Source organism: Corynebacterium pyruviciproducens ATCC BAA-1742 (genome assembly GCF_000411375.1).
GTDB lineage: Bacteria > Actinomycetota > Actinomycetes > Mycobacteriales > Mycobacteriaceae > Corynebacterium > Corynebacterium pyruviciproducens.
Genome location: NZ_KE150446.1, coordinates 453496 through 469605, shown reverse-complemented (window position 1 = coordinate 469605; position 16110 = coordinate 453496). Strand labels below are relative to the sequence as shown.

15 protein-coding genes are annotated in these 16110 nt (G+C 60.7%); 3 read left to right on the top strand and 12 right to left on the bottom strand.

The genetic code is table 11. From position 1 onward, the window contains the following. Positions 1-7 precede the first annotated feature (7 nt). The 7 genes from coaD to HMPREF1219_RS02060 all read right to left on the bottom strand — a co-directional run bounded on the left by coaD (position 8) and on the right by HMPREF1219_RS02060 (position 6898). A complete protein-coding gene (gene coaD / locus HMPREF1219_RS02090; RefSeq protein WP_016457362.1) occupies positions 8-490 on the bottom strand; it encodes a pantetheine-phosphate adenylyltransferase in 483 nt (160 codons plus the stop codon). A 4-nt stretch (positions 491-494) separates the two neighbouring features. Continuing rightward, positions 495-1067, bottom strand: a complete 573-nt coding sequence (gene rsmD, locus HMPREF1219_RS02085) for a 16S rRNA (guanine(966)-N(2))-methyltransferase RsmD (protein WP_016457361.1) — start codon at positions 1065-1067, stop codon at positions 495-497. Beyond that, a complete protein-coding gene (locus HMPREF1219_RS02080; protein ID WP_040427112.1) occupies positions 1068-1295 on the bottom strand; it encodes an acyl-CoA carboxylase biotin carboxyl carrier protein subunit in 228 nt (75 codons plus the stop codon). A gap of 398 nt (positions 1296-1693) precedes the next feature. After that, the gene (locus HMPREF1219_RS02075) at positions 1694-3802 is read right to left on the bottom strand and encodes an ATP-dependent DNA helicase RecG (protein WP_016457359.1); all 2109 of its coding nucleotides are present in this window, start codon (positions 3800-3802) and stop codon (positions 1694-1696) included. A gap of 3 nt (positions 3803-3805) precedes the next feature. Further along, on the bottom strand, positions 3806-5251 hold the full coding sequence (locus HMPREF1219_RS02070) for a DAK2 domain-containing protein (protein ID WP_245554377.1): 1446 nt from the start codon (positions 5249-5251) through the stop codon (positions 3806-3808). A 10-nt stretch (positions 5252-5261) separates the two neighbouring features. Further along, entirely contained in the window at positions 5262-5930 is a 669-nt protein-coding gene (locus HMPREF1219_RS02065) for a uracil-DNA glycosylase (protein ID WP_016457357.1), read from the bottom strand. Then, on the bottom strand, positions 5930-6898 hold the full coding sequence (locus HMPREF1219_RS02060; RefSeq protein ID WP_016457356.1) for a thiamine-phosphate kinase: 969 nt from the start codon (positions 6896-6898) through the stop codon (positions 5930-5932). The genes HMPREF1219_RS02065 and HMPREF1219_RS02060 overlap by 1 nt, the downstream gene beginning before the upstream one ends. Before the next feature lie 19 nt (positions 6899-6917). Here HMPREF1219_RS02060 and HMPREF1219_RS02055 point away from each other — a divergent pair, with 19 nt between their 5' ends. Then, positions 6918-7805 carry a DUF3515 family protein gene (locus HMPREF1219_RS02055; RefSeq protein WP_040427109.1) on the top strand — a complete coding sequence of 296 codons (888 nt, stop codon included), beginning with the start codon at positions 6918-6920 and terminating at the stop codon, positions 7803-7805. Between the two features lie 258 nt (positions 7806-8063). Here HMPREF1219_RS02055 and HMPREF1219_RS02050 read toward each other — a convergent pair whose 3' ends face one another. Both HMPREF1219_RS02050 and HMPREF1219_RS02045 read right to left on the bottom strand, forming a co-directional pair. Then, on the bottom strand, positions 8064-9083 hold the full coding sequence (locus HMPREF1219_RS02050) for a D-alanine--D-alanine ligase family protein (RefSeq protein ID WP_016457354.1): 1020 nt from the start codon (positions 9081-9083) through the stop codon (positions 8064-8066). 6 nt (positions 9084-9089) lie between these two features. After that, positions 9090-10085 (bottom strand): NAD(P)H-dependent glycerol-3-phosphate dehydrogenase, encoded by a 996-nt coding sequence (locus HMPREF1219_RS02045; RefSeq protein WP_016457353.1) that lies wholly within the window; start codon positions 10083-10085, stop codon positions 9090-9092. Positions 10086-10240: 155 nt separating this feature from the next. Here HMPREF1219_RS02045 and HMPREF1219_RS02040 point away from each other — a divergent pair, with 155 nt between their 5' ends. After that, positions 10241-11227, top strand: a complete 987-nt coding sequence (locus HMPREF1219_RS02040; protein ID WP_016457352.1) for an NUDIX hydrolase — start codon at positions 10241-10243, stop codon at positions 11225-11227. 177 nt (positions 11228-11404) lie between these two features. On the opposite strand, the gene HMPREF1219_RS02035 is transcribed toward HMPREF1219_RS02040, so the two are convergent. The 3 genes from HMPREF1219_RS02035 to leuC all read right to left on the bottom strand — a co-directional run bounded on the left by HMPREF1219_RS02035 (position 11405) and on the right by leuC (position 14858). Continuing rightward, positions 11405-11998 carry an arsenate-mycothiol transferase ArsC gene (locus HMPREF1219_RS02035; RefSeq protein WP_016457351.1) on the bottom strand — a complete coding sequence of 198 codons (594 nt, stop codon included), beginning with the start codon at positions 11996-11998 and terminating at the stop codon, positions 11405-11407. A gap of 803 nt (positions 11999-12801) precedes the next feature. Continuing rightward, positions 12802-13389 carry a 3-isopropylmalate dehydratase small subunit gene (gene leuD, locus HMPREF1219_RS02030; protein WP_016457350.1) on the bottom strand — a complete coding sequence of 196 codons (588 nt, stop codon included), beginning with the start codon at positions 13387-13389 and terminating at the stop codon, positions 12802-12804. Between the two features lie 95 nt (positions 13390-13484). Next, positions 13485-14858 carry a 3-isopropylmalate dehydratase large subunit gene (gene leuC / locus HMPREF1219_RS02025; RefSeq protein ID WP_016457349.1) on the bottom strand — a complete coding sequence of 458 codons (1374 nt, stop codon included), beginning with the start codon at positions 14856-14858 and terminating at the stop codon, positions 13485-13487. A gap of 53 nt (positions 14859-14911) precedes the next feature. On the opposite strand from leuC, the gene HMPREF1219_RS02020 reads away from it, so the two are divergent. Next, complete coding sequence (locus HMPREF1219_RS02020) at positions 14912-15616, top strand: IclR family transcriptional regulator (protein ID WP_016457348.1); 705 nt, start codon at positions 14912-14914, stop codon at positions 15614-15616. Positions 15617-16110 lie beyond the last annotated feature (494 nt).

Here is a 16110-nt window from a genome sequence, read left to right as displayed (position 1 = left end):
TACGCGGCTACGTCAGGGCATCCCGCTTCCGCTCCAGTGCGGCCAAAACGTTATCCGGAAGCATCCCGTTGGCATCCCCGCCGAGAAGCGAGACTTCCTTGGCAATCGAGGAGGAAATATAGCCGTATGCCGGCGAGGTGAGAAGGAAGAACGTCTCCACGCCCGTCAGCTTGCTGTTGGCCTGAGCCATCGGCTTTTCGTACTCGTAATCCAGCCCGGATCGCAGTCCTTTCACCATCGCGGTGATGCCGTGCTTCGAGGTGTAATCCACAAGCAACCCCTCCCAGTGGTCAACAGTGACGTTGGGCAGATCGTGGACGCACTCGCGGATGAGGACCATCCGCTCCTCGGGGGTGAACATCGCCTTCTTCGACTTGTTCACCGTCACGAGGACTACCACGTGCTCGAATTGCTTCGACGCACGCTGGATAATGTCAAGGTGGCCGTAGGTTATCGGATCAAAAGAGCCGGGGCAGCACACAGTAGTCACGGCGCTATCCCTCCGCTTTTTCGAACACAGCCATATCGAAACGGGTCGTGCCGTACGTCCGCTTCTTCAACTTCTGCGTGGTCGGGTGGAAATCCTCCGGCCACTGCGGTTCCGAGGAGCTCGTCGACCGCTCGAATACGACCACAGCGCCATCCCTCAACAGCGGGCGCAGCGCGTCGATGATCTCGTTGATCGTCTCGTCGTCCACATCGTAGGGGGGATCGGCCAGCACCATATCAAAGTGGTCACGTGGCGCCGAGGCAACGTAGGTGGATGCCTTCGTTTCCTCTACAAACACCCCACCCAGGCCCACTGCCTTGGCGTTCTCTCGACAGATCGCCGCCGCCTTGGGGTTCGATTCCACGAGCACGGCCATGTCTGCCCCACGGGAGATCGCCTCCAGGCCCAGCGCACCAGATCCGGCGAAGAGATCGAGGACGCGTCGGTTGTGAAAACCAAAGCGCACGTCGAGGGAGGAGAACAATCCTTCCTTCGCGCGGTCGCTTGTCGGACGGGTGCCTTCTTCTGGGATGCGAAGCTTACGGCCACGCGCCTGGCCTGCAATGATGCGTGCCATTTATTGACCTTCCTGCGGTGCAGCATCAATGGTGAGAAGCACGTCTCCGCCCGCTACATCTGAAAAGTCCTCCGCCGATAGCGCACTCACCACACCGGGGACCGGCGCGAGCAGCGGGGCTTCCAGTTTCACAGCCTCGACAGAAGCCAAAGTGTCCCCCACTTCGACGTGTTGTCCAGCTTTAACACTAAAGTGCACGATACCGGCAAATGGTGCGCAAATTTCCATGCAGCATAGTCTAATAGCTTGCCCCCTCGTCATGCGGAATCGCACTCACCGTCAACCCTTATTTAGCCCCACTCCCAGTTCTATTTAGCCCCACTCCCAGTTCTATTTAGCCCCACTCCCAGTTCTATTTAGCCCCACCCCAGTTCGGCGCAACCCCCACAATCTGTGGTGCCAACCCGGATGCATCTGGAGGGCACGTCCCTGATCGTGGTGGTGCTCCCGTACAGGGTTGCCTCCCCGCGCAGCTTCGGCTCTGGCGCCCCTAGTGGCGCGTAGGAGGTACAGTGCGAGAGGCTTTGGGCAGGCGTAGAACAGGTCTGTCCTGACCCGTGTCGCCTGAGTCCCGCGACCGGTACCGAGTCACCAGAGGACATTTAGTGGCCCCGCGGTGGGGCCCCTTAGGATTTCTCCAGGTACTCGGCAACATTCGAGCCAAGATCAGAGACGAGCTTTTCCGCCAGGGGACGGTTGACCCGCACCAGCTGGGCGGCATCGACGTTCGCGCGTTCGATGATCTCACCGTCACGGACGAAGCTGAGGAGGCGCACCTGCTTGTTATTGCCTGACTGGCTCGTGCCGATGATGTCGCCCTCCTGGCGGATTTCCAGGTCCAAGGTTGCCAGGGTGTAGCCATCGTTGGTATCGGCGATCGCCCGCAGGCGGGCGTACTGAGGGGTATCCGGGGTGGTCAACGTGTGGAACAGGCACCACGATTCGAACCCGCCACGGCCAATTCGGCCACGAAGCTGGTGCAGCTGGCTCACGCCAAAGTGCTCAGATTCTCGCACCATCATGATGGTCGCATTGGGCACGTCGATACCCACCTCGATGACGGTGGTGGAAACGAGGACATCGATCCTGCCCTGGCCAAACGCCGTCATGATCTCTTCCTTATCGTCCGGGTGCAGCTTGCCGTGTAACAACGCCACCGCCAGATCCGGGTACACCGTCCCCTCTAGGTACTCGTACACCTCCTCCACCCCGCCGGGCCCATCGATGCGCGGGCACACAACAAACGCCTGGTGTCCCTTTTCCACCTCTTCGCGGATGCGTTCCCACGCCCGGTTCATCCACGCGGCATTCCCCTCGCACACAACAGCGGAGCGAATGGGCTTACGCCCTCCAGGAAGTTCCGTGAGCATGGAGACCTCCAAGTCACCGAACGCGGTGATAGCAATGGTGCGCGGAATCGGCGTGGCGGTCATCGCCAGCAGGTGTGGGGTGATGCCGTCCTTGCCCTTGTTACGCAGCGTGTCCCGCTGCTCCACCCCGAAGCGGTGCTGCTCGTCCACCACGATCATGCCAAGATCGAAGAACTCCACGCTGTCTTGGATGAGCGCGTGGGTGCCCACCACAATGTCCGCCTCGCCCGAGACCACCTTGAGCAGGGCCTCGCGCTTCTGCCCCACCGTCATGGAACCCGTCAGGCACACCACCCGGGCGGGCACGGCACCAAGGAGTTCCGTCAGCGACCGGGCGTGTTGCTGGGCCAGCACTTCCGTGGGGGCGAGAAACGCCGTCTGGTAGCCGGCGTCGATGACCTGAAGCATGGAGATGAGAGCCACAACGGTCTTACCGGAACCGACCTCGCCTTGCAGGAGCCTCGACATCGGCATCGAGCCAGCCAGGTCAGTGGCGATCTCGTCCACCACGGCGGACTGGCCGTCGGTAAGCGTATAGGGGAGGCTGGCGAGGAACATCTCCCGGCGCGACTGCCCGTCACCGAGGAGAGCGCACGGGTGGGAGCGACGGTGCGACTGGTCGTCGCGAAGCAAAGCCATGACGAGCGACAACCCGAGCGCCTCGTTGTAGCGGGCGCGCTGCTGGCAGGCGTAGGGCGACACGGTAGTGGGCACGTGTACACCGCGCACCATGGTGTCAAAATCCACCATCCCCTCCGGCGGCTCCCCCAGGGGCTCGGGGATGGGTGGCGTTTGGCGCAGAACCTCCGAGGTGGCCGCCCACATCCGCATGGAGGGGAAGCCGGCGGCGCCGTGGTAGATGGGTGTCCACGGGGAGGCGGTGAGGTTGCGGAGGATCTCCTCCGCGTCCGGGTACTTACCCAGCTCCTTCATTTGCCCGGTGCCCTTGTGCTTGGAATCGAGGACGAGGAACCCGGGGTGGGAAAGCTGAGGGGCCCCCCGGTAGGTTTTCACCTTGCCGGTAACGAGTACTCGCGCTCCTACCTCGAGCACGTGTTTGAGGTACGGCGAGTTGAAGAACACGCAGGTGACGCGGACCGAGCCGTCATCCACCTCGACGTGGAAGATCTGCATGCCCTTGCGGGTCATGGTCATGGAGGTATCGGTGATGGTGCCGATGACGGTGACGATGTCCCCGTCCTTTGCATCCAGGAGGGCCGTTCCCTGCCCGGAATCGATGTAGCGGCGTGGGTAGTTGAGGAGCAGCTCCGTTACGCTGGTGATGCCAAAGTTCTTCTTCAGTGCCCGGCACTCCGATGCCGGCAGCAGGTCCGTCAGCGGGCGCGAGTCTTTCCACCCCAACATGAGTTATTCCACCCCGATCTCACAAAATACGTCACTTGCGTGGGTCACAACTTCCGGTGCCACATTCTCCCCCGGCCGCCGTGTGGCCTGTTCACCAGCGTGTTGGTCTGACGGCGTGGTGGCGTAGCCCGCAACGGACTCCGATACGCGTGCCATAATACCCTCCGCGTCGAACGCGTGGGTGGGGCCGATGATGGTCACCAGCTCGCTTGCCGCCGTCACGGTGCTAGTCAAAGCACCTTCCACCGCCTGCCCCAGCGTTGCGGCGCGGGTGAGAACCTGCCCCCGGCAGCGGGCGACCCACGGTCTGCCTGCTGTTCCAGCCTTTTCGGTTTCCCTGTCTATCACCACAGAGGTCACCTGCATCGCCGCACGCTGCATCGTCTCGCGAGCCTGCGGCAGTGTGACGTGCGGATCAAACATGCTCACTGCCGCCACTGCCTCCACCAGGGTGTTGGTGTCCAAAACCTCGGCCGTGAGCGGCAGCTCCGGGGGAATGGGCAGCCCACAGCTGACGTAGATGTAGGGCAGCCCGCGGTTGGAGGTGAGGGTGGAGGCGTCGGGGAAAAATTCGTGCGCACTCTCCGGCACCACCACATCGATGGTGGTGTCGCGGGGATCATCCGGCAGCGCCTCGATACGCAGGTGTGTCACCGTCCCGCGGGCAAACGCCTCGGTGATGAGCTCTCCCGCTGTGCGGGTGTGCACATGGATTGTGCCGCTGTGCGCAGTGTCTCGCGCAACCATGAAGCTATCCCCGTCGAAGGCGACAATGTCAGCGTCGAAATTCGGCGAAGAAAAGTAAAACATCACCTCGAGGTAGCTGCCGCTTGCCTCCACCTCCGGGGACACGTGGCTGCCGATCCCGCCACTGAGGGCATCCTCCAACGCACCCAGGATGACTACAAGCCCACGCCCGCCGGCGTCGACTACTCCTGCCCGCCGCAGCTCCTCCAACTGCGAGGGCGTTTCAGCCAGTGCTTTGTTGGCAGCGGAGACAACATCCGCGATGGTGGCACCGTGGTGTTGAGCGGCCCGGGCTGCGGCGCGCAGAACGGTGAGAACCGTGCCCTCTTTGGGGTCGGCAATCGCCTGGGTCACCATGTCTACCGCTGCCCCCAGGCTTGCGGATACATCCTCCATCCCGGCGCTTTCCCCGGTAATGCCTGACAAACCCCGGAAAACCTGAGAGAGGACCACGCCCGAGTTCCCCCGCGCGCCCCTGACGGCGCCAGTGGCTAGGGCGCGGGCTATCTCACCAAAGGAGGAACCGGCTGGGAGGGATGTCGCCTCATCGAGCGCGGCCTGCATCGTGTGCGCCATGTTGGAACCGGTGTCCGAATCCGGGACGGGAAAGACGTTGAGGGCATTGATCTCCTCGCGGGACTCGTGCAGCGCGCTGGTGGCCAGCCTGGCCCACTGCAGCAGCACGTCACCGGTAATCTCCATAGGAGCCATTCTATGGCAAGCGCCAATCCACGGGGGTGGCCCCCAGCTGCGCGAGGATCTCATTGGCGCGGCTGAACGGGCGGGAACCAAAGAACCCGCGGGATGCCGAGAGCGGTGAGGGGTGCGGCGACGTGATGCAGGGAGTATCGCCGAGGAACTTCTGCGCCGACTGCGCGTCCCTGCCCCACAGGATGGCCACCAGCGGACGATCGCGCTCGGCAAGAGCGCGGATCGCCTGCTCTGTGATGTGTTCCCAGCCCTTGCCCCGGTGCGAGGCGGGCTTGCCCGGCTGTACCGTCAAACACCTGTTGAACAGGGCAACACCCTGCTCACACCACGGGCGGAGATCCCCATCGGTTGGCTTATCTACTCCCAAATCGGAGGCGAGCTCGGTGAAGATGTTGGCAAGGCTGCGGGGAAGCGGGCGCACTCCGGGGCGTGTGGCAAACGACAACCCCATGGCGTGGCCGGGCGTGGGGTACGGGTCCTGGCCGATGATCAGCACCTTCACCTTGTGAAACGGGTAGGTGAAAGCCCGCAGCACATCGTTTCCTGGTGGGAGGTATCCCCTGCCCGATTCCACCTCCTCGCGGAGGAACTCACCCATGGCGTGGATGTCCTTTTCTACGGGCGCAAGCGCCTGCTGCCAACCGTATTCGATGGGAAGCGTGGACTCCATCAGTAGGATCCCCACCCTTCTACCCACTTCGGTTTCTCGCCACCGATGGTGACCGGGCTGTCCGTGCGGCGAATCACGCGCCCGATGGGGCGGAAGCCGGACACGTTATCGCCGGTTGTGGTGGCCAGCAGCGTGTGATCTTCCCCGCCGGTGAGCACCCATTTCCACGGGTCCTTGCCCAGCAACTCAGCGGCGCGCAGGAGCCGGTGATCTGGTTCGATGGCGGAGGCGTTGAGGTCGATGGTGACCGCGGATCGTTCCGCCATGGTGGTCAGGTCCGTAATAAGCCCGTCGGAGTTGTCCGTCATGGCCGTGGCACCGGTCGCCCGGGCAACCACCCCGCGATCGGGCATGAGTGGCGGGGTGCAGTGCGCACGTACAAGCTTCTGGAACTCCACGGGAACGTCCTCGCGCCCAAACTTTTTGAGCAGATCAAAGCCGGCCGCGGAATAGCCGATGCGCCCACTGGCGATAACTTTTTGCCCCGGCCGCGCCCGGTTGAGCAGGAGTGGTGGCTGGCTACCCCCGAGCGACCCCACTGCAGTCAGTGAGACAACGATGGAGTCCCCGGCGGTGAGATCCCCTCCGACGAGCTCGGCGGAGAACTCCTGGATGCGTTCGTAGATGCCGCGGGCGATCCCCGTGACGAGCGAAAGCTCGGTGGTAGGGGGCGCGGACAAGGCAAAAAGCACAGCGATCGGGCGGGCCCCCATCGCTTGGATGTCCGCAAAGTTTTGCACCACCGCCTTGTGGCCCACCTCCTCGGGTGTGGACCAGGCGAGGTTGAAATGCCTGTTTTCCACCAGCATGTCGGTTGTTACCACCGTGCGGGTGTTGGGTGGCCCGATGGTGAGCACGGCCGCGTCATCCCCGTTGATGGAGCTGGGTGCCACCTCTTGGATGGCTGCGATGACGCCCTTTTCGCCCACCTCGGCTAGGGTCGCTGTGTTTAGGTGCTCATTGGTCACAACGGCTACCCTAGTGCCTATGGAACGCAAAAACACCCAAAGGAACACTCCCATGGTCATTGCCTTGGTGCTTGCCGTAGTGTTCGTCGTGGCCGTGCTGTTCGGCGCGAAGTTTGTTTATTCCAAAGCTGCCAGTGGCCCGACTGTGGTCACCGATTTGGGGTACGAGGAATCCAGTTCCGCCGAGTGCTCCCAGTTCATTGAGGCGCTGCCGGACAAGATCGGGCGATATAAGCAGGTCCCCATCGCCGATCCGGTTCCTGCGGGTGCTGCCGCGTATAAGAAGGGGCTCGAGGATGAGCTCACGGTCCGCTGTGGGATGCCTACCCCCACCTATGCGTCGGCTGCAAGCCACGTGACGGAGAACTCGAACGCGCAGTGGCTGCGGGTGAGTGACAATTCGGGCAACGCGACGTGGTACTCGCTTAACGTACGCCCCACTATTGCCATCACCGCCACCGATACGAGCGATTCGAAGACGGTCACGCGCGGCCTGGATGAGGCTATCGCCACGCTGGAATCTACCCCTGTTACTCTTCCGGAGACTCCGCTCGCGCCGCTTAACGCCTCCGCAGAGGATCAGACCGATTACTGCGCCAAGCTCGACCTCCCGGAGAAGTACGGCGAGGACCACAAGCTGACGAAGCGGCCGGATTCTCCCACCGGCTCGTGGCTGTACACCTCGGACACCCGCAACCCGATTGAGGTGCGCTGCGGGGTGGCGATGAGTGACGAGTACGGCCCCGGTGCTTCTCTCACTCAGCTCGACGGTCGCCCGTGGTTCACCGATTCCTCCGGCTTGCGGTGGTGGTCGATGGGCACCCCGACGGTCGCCGTTTTTGCACCGCTTGACCTCGCCGATAGTGTGCTTGTCGACGTTTCCCGCCAGATCGGGCCAGCTGAATAAGAAAACAGGCGCACACCACCCGCGCCACCTCCCCACCCAGTGGGGAGCATTTTCGTCGCAGCACTGACAACACCCGGCACCCGGCAACCGACACCCCGGCAGTTCAGTTCCCCGCCCGCAACGCCGTACAACGTGCGGTGACCAACCAGCCCGCAGCTACAAAGACCGCGGATCTAAAAACCCGCGGTCAACTAAACACTAAACCCGCGGTCTGCAAAGACCGCGGGTTGAAGATAACGCGGGTACGCGCGTTATCCGTTACTTCTTCTTGTTCAGCGCCTGGCGCACAAGGATGCGCAGAAGGTCACCGTAGCTCACGCCACTTGCCTCAAACACCTGCGGGTACATGGAAATCGGGGTAAATCCCGGAAGGGTGTTGATCTCGTTGATCACCGGACCGTTCTCGGTGACGAAGAAGTCCACGCGTGCCAACCCCTCGCAGTTGAGGGCTTTAAACGTAGCAATGGCAATCTCTTGCACTTTGGCAATTTGCTCATCACCAATACTTGCAGGGATACGAGCGGAAACCTGCCCATCAAGATACTTGGCAGAGAAATCGTAGAAACCGGCCTCGCCGTCCTCGGTTCCGATGAGCTCCGCAGGAACGGCCGCCTCAATCCGTCCGTCCGGGTACTCCAGAACGCCACATTCCACCTCGATACCCTTGATCTCCTCCTCGATGACAACCTTGGAGTCGCTTTCACGGGCGAGTGCGATAGCGGAATCGATGCCGGATTCGTCCTCTACGCGGGAGATTCCGATGGAGCTGCCGCCACGAGCTGGCTTAACATACACGGGGAAAGTCAAGCTTCCAGGCTTGAATTCCTCACCGGACTCGAGCACGACATCCTTGCCAATCGGCAGGCCAGCCACCTTGCATAGTTTCTTGGTGTACTGCTTGTCCATGCCACACGCAGATGCCAGCACGCCGTTTCCTACATAAGGAACACCGGACAGCTCAAACAGCCCCTGGATTGTGCCGTCTTCACCGTTAACACCGTGGAGTACCGGGAAAATCACGTCGACTGTTGCCAGCACCTCGCTTGTTGCAAGCACCCGGATTTCGTTGTTGTGGAGGAACACTTCCTGCTCCACGGTCACCTCGGGCAAGGTGTCCATCATCGTGCGGGGATCACCCGTGGTCCACGTGCCATCGCGGGTAATCCCCACGCCGATGACGTCGTAGTCCGTGAGGTGCTCCATGATCGCACGAGCGGAAATACAGGAAATGGAGTGTTCGGTGGACTTGCCCCCGTAAATTACGGCAATAGTGGTCACTTGTTTTTACTCTGCCTTCTTCGAGCGCCCCATGAGGGCCGTGATGGTTTGTTCAACGCTAACTGCATTGTGGCACACGCCGTACACCGCCTGTGTAATCGGCATCTCCACTCCGTGATCCTCCGCCAGGTGGAACACGGATTCTGACGATATTACCCCCTCTGCAACTTGGCCATGCGTTGCCTGGGAGGCTTGTTCGAGGGTTGCGCCGCGCCCCAGGCGTTCACCAAACGTGCGGTTGCGCGACAACGGGGAATTACACGTGGCTACAAGGTCGCCAAGGCCCGCTAACCCGGAAAAGGTGCGAGCATCGGCTCCCAGCTTCACACCGAGCCTGGTGATCTCTGCCAAGCCGCGCGTAATGAGCGTGGCCACGGTGTTTTCCCCCAAACCTCGGCCGACCGCGATGCCGCAGGCCAGAGCGATGACGTTCTTGCACGCTCCGCCTAGCTCCGCACCGATGACATCGGTGACCGTGTACGGGCGGAAGTAGGGTGCGGACACCGTTGCCTGGACAATTTTCGCGTTTGAATGATTCGTGCACGCGATCACCGTCGCTGCGGGCTGCTCCAGGGCAATCTCGCGGGCCAGGTTGGGTCCGGATAGCACGGCGATCTTCTCTTGCTGGTGGCCGGTGACCGTCGCGATGACCTCACTCATGCGCAAACCGGTGCCATTTTCTACGCCCTTGGCCAACGAGACAAGGAGCGCTCCCCTTTCCAAGAATGGGGTCCATCGCTCCAGGTTCCCCCTGAGGCTTTGGGAGGGAACGCCGAGGATGACAACGTCTGCCCCTTCCAGGGCTGCCTCCGCGGACGACGTTGCGGTGACTGCCGGCGGGAGCGTGAGACCAGGCAAGTAATCGGTGTTTTCGCGGGTGATCTGGATGTGCCGCGCCGCTTCCTCCCGGCGTGCCCACAGGGTCACCGTATTTCCTGCGTCGGCAGCTACTTTCGCCATCGTGGTGCCCCAACTACCGGCACCCATGACTGCGACGTGCATGAAATTTTTCCTTTCCACGACCCATCCTGAGTCCTGTTTTTCAGGTCTCTTCGCGGTCTATTTCGCGAGCCGAGGGCCGACCTTTTCGTGCTAGTCTGCTGTGAATTGTCAGCCATGTACTCGGTTCATTATTAAACCAGGGTAACTTAAAGAACATGTCGAAGTCACCACACGAACAAGACAAAGACAGCGAAAATTCGCTCGATGTCACAGGCCGCTATCAGGTGATCCCCGCGAAGCCAGGCAAGCACATCAAACGGCCGACGCTAGCCGCAGGCGCAGTCCTGTGGAAGGGAGATGTCTCTGATCCGCGCGTCGCCATCATCCACCGCCCCTGCTACGACGATTGGTCGCTGGCTAAGGGAAAACTAGACCCTGGTGAGTCGCTACCGGTCACGGCCGTGCGCGAGATCTTCGAAGAGACGGGGTACACCGTCAAGCTGGGCAAGCTCCTGGGCAAAGTAAGCTACCCGGTTTTGGACCGCACCAAGATTGTCTACTACTGGACAGCGCGAGTACTCGGCGGGCACTTCGTCCCGAACGACGAGGTCGACGAGATGCGTTGGGTCACCCTCGATGAGGCCAGGGATCTACTCACCTACGAAGTTGACACGCACGTCCTGGAGAAGGCAGAAAAGCGATTCCGCCTACCTGCGCAGTCTCGTGTTCTCCTCGTGCGCCACGCTAAGGCGCACGACCGCGGCAAGTGGGCTGGCGACGATAATCTTCGCCCCTTGGAAAAGAAGGGTCTCCGCCAGGCGGAGATGCTTGTCCCCATGCTCCTCGGGTTCCGTCCGGAGCGGGTATTTTCCGCCGAACCCGATCGCTGCCAGTCCACAGCGGCTCCCATTGCGGAAGAGGTTGGTGTAAGTGTCACTGTTGATCCGCTGCTCGGTGATTCCGCCGATCCGGATCAGGCCGTCGCCCGCTTTGATGAGATTATCGCCATGGGTGGCGTGTCAGTTGTTGTTTCCCAAGGTGAGCGCATCCCCGCGCTGCTTCAACACTATTCGGACACCGGCCGACTTCCGTTGCCGATGGAAGAGATCTCCTGCAAGAAGGGGTCGGTGTGGGTGCTGTCTTTCAACGGTGGTCAGCTCACAGGTGCCGACTACCTTGCCAGCGCCCTCCCCGTGAAGTAGCGCCGCACTACAAGCACTTAGCAGTCGATTGGTGCGCGAACCCCTGTCCTGCGACAGAACCGCCACGTTAGCCGACATTGCTCTGGAAGAGAGAAGAAAAACCGGCGAAGCAGTTGCTCCGCCGGTTCCTTTCTTTCTATTTATAAGGTCTGATCGCTAGACGATTCTTCGTCTCCGTTACTCCGACAATTCTCCGAGGAGGTCACGCACCAATCCGTCAATGACGTGGGCTGCCTCACGCATCGGTGCGAGACCCTTGCCTGCAGGATCCTCTACATCCCACGTAACGTAGCGAAGCCCGGGAAGACTTGGGGATTCTTCCACCCCGAGCAGCACAACCACGTCGGAGAAGTGGACGGTTCGTGGCGTGATCTCCTTCTCGTACAGAACATCGCCCGTAACACCCATTTCATCAAGCACAACGAGCACGTCGGGATCAACGCTTGCCTGGCCTTCCACACCCACGGTGCGGATGAACAGGTGATCTCCTGCGTAATGCCGCGCCAAAGCGTAAGCAAGCTGCGCGCGGGCGGAGTTGTGGAGTGAAGCGAACAGCACTTCCTTGCGCACGGTCCCCAACCGCTCAAGGCGCTCCCGCGCCTCGCGCTCAACAAGCACAGGAACAAAGTTCTCCAAGCGCGCGGAACTGGAAACCTCAGCAATAGCGTCGTCGACAATGCCGTCGATAACATCCTCTTCCACGGATCCGCCGTAGTAACGGTGAAGGTCCTCACGGACAATGCGGAAGCGATCCAGTAACTGTGCGGTCATTGCGGTTCCTTTCCTTGGGGGACACGGTGCCACCACCGGTCTCGAGTTACCCTTTTGTTAACCTGTTGTTAACTTTACTGAAGTCCACCACAATAGACAAGAAAATCGCCCTCACTGGGCGTGTTAGATTTTCCCTACCGGAATTTAAACGCCGATTTTAAGAAGAAGGTTTCTTTCAAAGTAACGCTTCGTTAACTTTTGCGTAACCTTCCCCGCCCGTGCCGTCATTGTTTTTCCCACGGCTATCCTCACGGGGTCAGCAGAAGCTTCCTACTCACCACAACGCAGGAAACGTAACGCTGACATGGCGTTTTCCAACCGCTCACAGGAGCTCAATCCGGACCTTTCTTCCAGACTGCCCTCGTGGGCTTTTTGTTAATTGGCGCACCAGAGAGGCGAAACCCCCCAGCGAGGAAGAACCGCGTCGGATGTTCACGGGTGCTCATTTCACCCCGTGTTCGTGAAAATTGCCCGAGTGCGCGAGACGGAGAGTTGCCTTCTGGTGGCGGAATCTCCTTGGGCGTATGTGTGGTATCGCGCAGATTGCTGACTATGTGGGCTTTATACCCAATCACCAAAAATCGGTGGTATCCGCTGACGTGCGAATACCACCGACGTGATGGAGGCCCGGTTCCGTCAGGTGCTGCGCCCTACTCGGAGCTCCCTCCCTCACCCCACCGGAGCAACTAACAGGGAACCGACGTGGCCGGATGGGGCCGACCATACGATCCTTGTTACCGGAGCCTACCTGTGGCTACAAGTTTTGTTACCGTTCCGGACCTCAGGTTTGCCCTAAGAACTCTCTAAAGAGTGGTCGGCTTGAAGCTTGGTCGGTGCGCCTCAAAATCGTTGATTTCTCGTTCGTGTGTCAGCGTCACCGAAATATCATCAAGCCCCTCGAGCAAACGGTGCTTGGTCTTCTCGTCGATCTCAAACGGAAGCACGTATTCGCCAGCCTGCACAGTCTGTTCACCAAGATCAACGGTCAGCTTGAGCCCAGGAGTCTCCTCCATGAGCTTCCACAGCAGCTCAATATCGTCTTGTGCCATGAGCCCAGCAACCAGACCCGCTTTTCCTGCGTTGCCACGGAAAATATCCGCAAAGCGGGAGGAGAACACGGCCTTAAAGCCGTAATCCATCAGCGCCCACACGGCATGCTCGCGGGAGGAGCCGGTACCAAAGTCGGGCCCTGCAACAAGTACGGAGCCATCCTTGTAAGCATCCTGGTTTAATACAAAGGCCGGATCCTGCCGCCAGGCAGCAAACAGTGCGTCGTCGAAACCGGTGCGCGTCACTCGCTTGAGGTACACGGCGGGGATGATCTGATCGGTATCCACGTTCGAGGTTTTCAAGGGCACCCCAACGCCGGTGTGCTTGTCAAACTTTTCCATCTTTTTCCTTGTGGTTCTACTGCGGTTGTGCGGTAGCCGGGTACCCGGCAGCGATCTACGCCGCCAGTATCTCGGCCACGCGTGTGGAGTTTGGGTTATGCGGACACGGGTGCCAAATCTTGGGGGGCAGCCAGGTGTCCGCTCACTGCGGTCGCGGCAGCAACCGGTGGGCTCACCAGGTGCGTGCGGCCACCCTTACCCTGTCGCCCCTCAAAGTTACGGTTCGAAGTGGAGGCACTGCGCTCACCCGGAGCAAGCTGGTCCGGGTTCATACCCAGACACATGGAGCAGCCAGGCAGACGCCATTCGGCACCAGCATCGGTGAAGACGCGATCGAGCCCCTCCTTTTCCGCCTCGAGCTTGACGCGGAAACTCCCGGGTACAACCAACGTGCGGGTGGTTACGGTACGGCCCTTGAGCACCTGCGCTGCAGCACGCAGATCCTCGATGCGGCCGTTGGTGCACGAGCCGATGAACACAGTGTCAATGTCGATGTCACGCATCGGGGTGCCGGGGGTGAGACCCATGTAGTCGAGCGCCTTGCGGGCACTGGCCTGGGCCTCGTCGCCAGCGAAATACTCGGGGGCGGGAACGGTGCTGGCCAGTGGCACGCCGTGGCCCGGGTTGGTGCCCCAGGTAACAAACGGCGTGATGGCCGAGCCGTCGATATCCACCACGGTGTCGAACTCCGCACCCTCGTCGGTGACGAGCGACTTCCAGTACTCCACGGCCTTGTCCCACTCCTCACCCTTGGGGGCGTGGTCGCGTCCCTTGAGGTATGCGAACGTGGTCTCGTCGGGGGCGATCATTCCCGCGCGGGCACCGGCCTCGATGGACATGTTGCACACGGTCATGCGCTGTTCCATCGTCAGCTTCTCAATGGCCGAACCACGGTATTCAATGATGTGGCCTTGTCCTCCGCCTGTGCCGATCTTGGCGATGACGGCAAGGATGAGGTCCTTCGCGGTCACTCCTGGGGCGAGCTCGCCAGACACGTTGATGGCCATCGTCTTCAAGGGTTCGATCTGCAGCGTTTGCGTGGCCAGAACGTGCTCCACCTGCGAGGTGCCGATGCCAAAGGCGATGGCGCCGAACGCTCCGTGCGTCGAGGTGTGCGAATCACCACACACCACGGTCATGCCGGGCTGGGTCAGGCCGAGCTGTGGGCCGACGACGTGAACAATTCCCTGTTCCTTGTCCCCCATCGAGTGCAGGCGGACACCGAACTCGTCACAGTTTTTGCGCAGCGTTTCCACCTGCGTCCGTGACACCGGATCCTTGATCGTGGTGGCATCGGTGGGAACGTTGTGATCCTCGGTGGCAATGGTGAGCTCTGGACGACGCACCTTTCGTCCGGCAAGGCGCAGGCCATCAAAGGCCTGGGGCGAGGTAACCTCGTGGAGAAGGTGGAGATCGATGTAGATGAGCCCATCGGAGACCTCGTGGGCCTTCCACACCTTCTCTGCCATTGTTAGCGGTTTCAAAACTAGCCTCCCACAGAATGGAATGTTAATATCGTCTCATGGGACAGTATAACACTGGCAAAAGTGGCATTAAGGTTCTGGATAGAACTGTGTCCATCGTCTGGGCAGTCGCAGAGGGGCCGCACACGCTCACCGAGCTGTGCGACATCACCGGCCTTCCCAGGGCAACAGCCCATCGCCTAGCCACAGCACTCGAGGTTCACTCGATCCTCGCTCGCTCAACCGACGGCAAATGGGTTATCGGACCGGCACTCACTGCGCTCGCCTCCGGTTCCACGGACAAGCTTATCGACGCCTCCGTACCGATCATGACCCAGCTCATGGAGGAAACGGGCGAATCGGTACAGCTCTACAGGCTCACTGGGATGCAGCGCACATGCATCGCCGCGCAGGAGCCACCTTCGGGGCTTAAGTACACCGTTCCCGTGGGCGCGCGGATGCCTCTCACCGCCGGCAGCGCAGCACGCGTCTTCGTCGCCTTCTCCGGGCCGACTCTGCGCGACCGAATTATGAAAGAGGCCGTCTACTCTGAGGAGACCGTCGACCAGGTTCGCCAACAGGGATGGAGCGATTCTCGCAACGAGCGCGAAAAAGGGCTTGCCAGCGTCTCCGCCCCGGTGTTCAACCCCACCGGCGACCTTGTCGCCGTTCTTTCTCTTTCTGGCCCCTCCGAGCGCTTCGACGGAAAACAGTATGTACAGCCCTTGCGTGACGCGGCCCGGGCGCTCGGCGCCAGACTCTAGAATCTGACAGTCAGCCCCTCGCCGCACCAGAAGCAGAAAAGGAACCAATCAGTAGCGCGGTGCGGTACGACATCACATTCTTCGCCGGACACGTACCCATTACGGTTTAGGCAGTTCCCTGCTGGGGACCCGAGGATTCATGGTTTCTCCCCTTTTGGGGTGGGTTATGTTTGTTCCGGTCCCTGCTTAGCAGCGGGACTCGTCACTGGCTTCGGTATGGCTTGTTTTTGTCCCTGTCTGAAAATGATCCGGGGGGTGATGCCGCCGAAGGCAGTGACATACTTCAACTGCTAATAGGAACCTGACTCGCCGGAATCCCTGGTGAAGTCTCAAGTAATGTGGATGCCAGCGAGAGTATGTCCGACGAACCCAGTGACGATATCTGTCCGTTTCACACTCATATCGCACATGGAGAATCGTCCTCGTGACCTACGATTTCGTCATCGGCATCGATGTCGGTAAATACTTTCATCACGCTTGTGTCCTCGACAAAG

What these genes read in the sequence shown, in the direction of transcription:
- HMPREF1219_RS02045 (WP_016457353.1), bottom strand. Translation starts at nt 10,085, where the DNA reads ATGCACGTCGCAGTCATGGGTGCCGGTAGTTGGGGCACCACGATGGCG.
- leuC (WP_016457349.1), bottom strand. Translation starts at nt 14,858, where the DNA reads ATGGCAGAGAAGGTGTGGAAGGCCCACGAGGTCTCCGATGGGCTCATC.
- HMPREF1219_RS02075 (WP_016457359.1), bottom strand. Translation starts at nt 3,802, where the DNA reads ATGTTGGGGTGGAAAGACTCGCGCCCGCTGACGGACCTGCTGCCGGCA.
- leuD (WP_016457350.1), bottom strand. Translation starts at nt 13,389, where the DNA reads ATGGAAAAGTTTGACAAGCACACCGGCGTTGGGGTGCCCTTGAAAACC.
- HMPREF1219_RS02055 (WP_040427109.1), top strand. Translation starts at nt 6,918, where the DNA reads ATGGAACGCAAAAACACCCAAAGGAACACTCCCATGGTCATTGCCTTG.
- HMPREF1219_RS02040 (WP_016457352.1), top strand. Translation starts at nt 10,241, where the DNA reads ATGTCGAAGTCACCACACGAACAAGACAAAGACAGCGAAAATTCGCTC.
- HMPREF1219_RS02020 (WP_016457348.1), top strand. Translation starts at nt 14,912, where the DNA reads ATGGGACAGTATAACACTGGCAAAAGTGGCATTAAGGTTCTGGATAGA.
- HMPREF1219_RS02080 (WP_040427112.1), bottom strand. Translation starts at nt 1,295, where the DNA reads ATGGAAATTTGCGCACCATTTGCCGGTATCGTGCACTTTAGTGTTAAA.
- rsmD (WP_016457361.1), bottom strand. Translation starts at nt 1,067, where the DNA reads ATGGCACGCATCATTGCAGGCCAGGCGCGTGGCCGTAAGCTTCGCATC.
- HMPREF1219_RS02065 (WP_016457357.1), bottom strand. Translation starts at nt 5,930, where the DNA reads ATGGAGTCCACGCTTCCCATCGAATACGGTTGGCAGCAGGCGCTTGCG.
- HMPREF1219_RS02070 (WP_245554377.1), bottom strand. Translation starts at nt 5,251, where the DNA reads ATGGAGATTACCGGTGACGTGCTGCTGCAGTGGGCCAGGCTGGCCACC.
- HMPREF1219_RS02035 (WP_016457351.1), bottom strand. Translation starts at nt 11,998, where the DNA reads ATGACCGCACAGTTACTGGATCGCTTCCGCATTGTCCGTGAGGACCTT.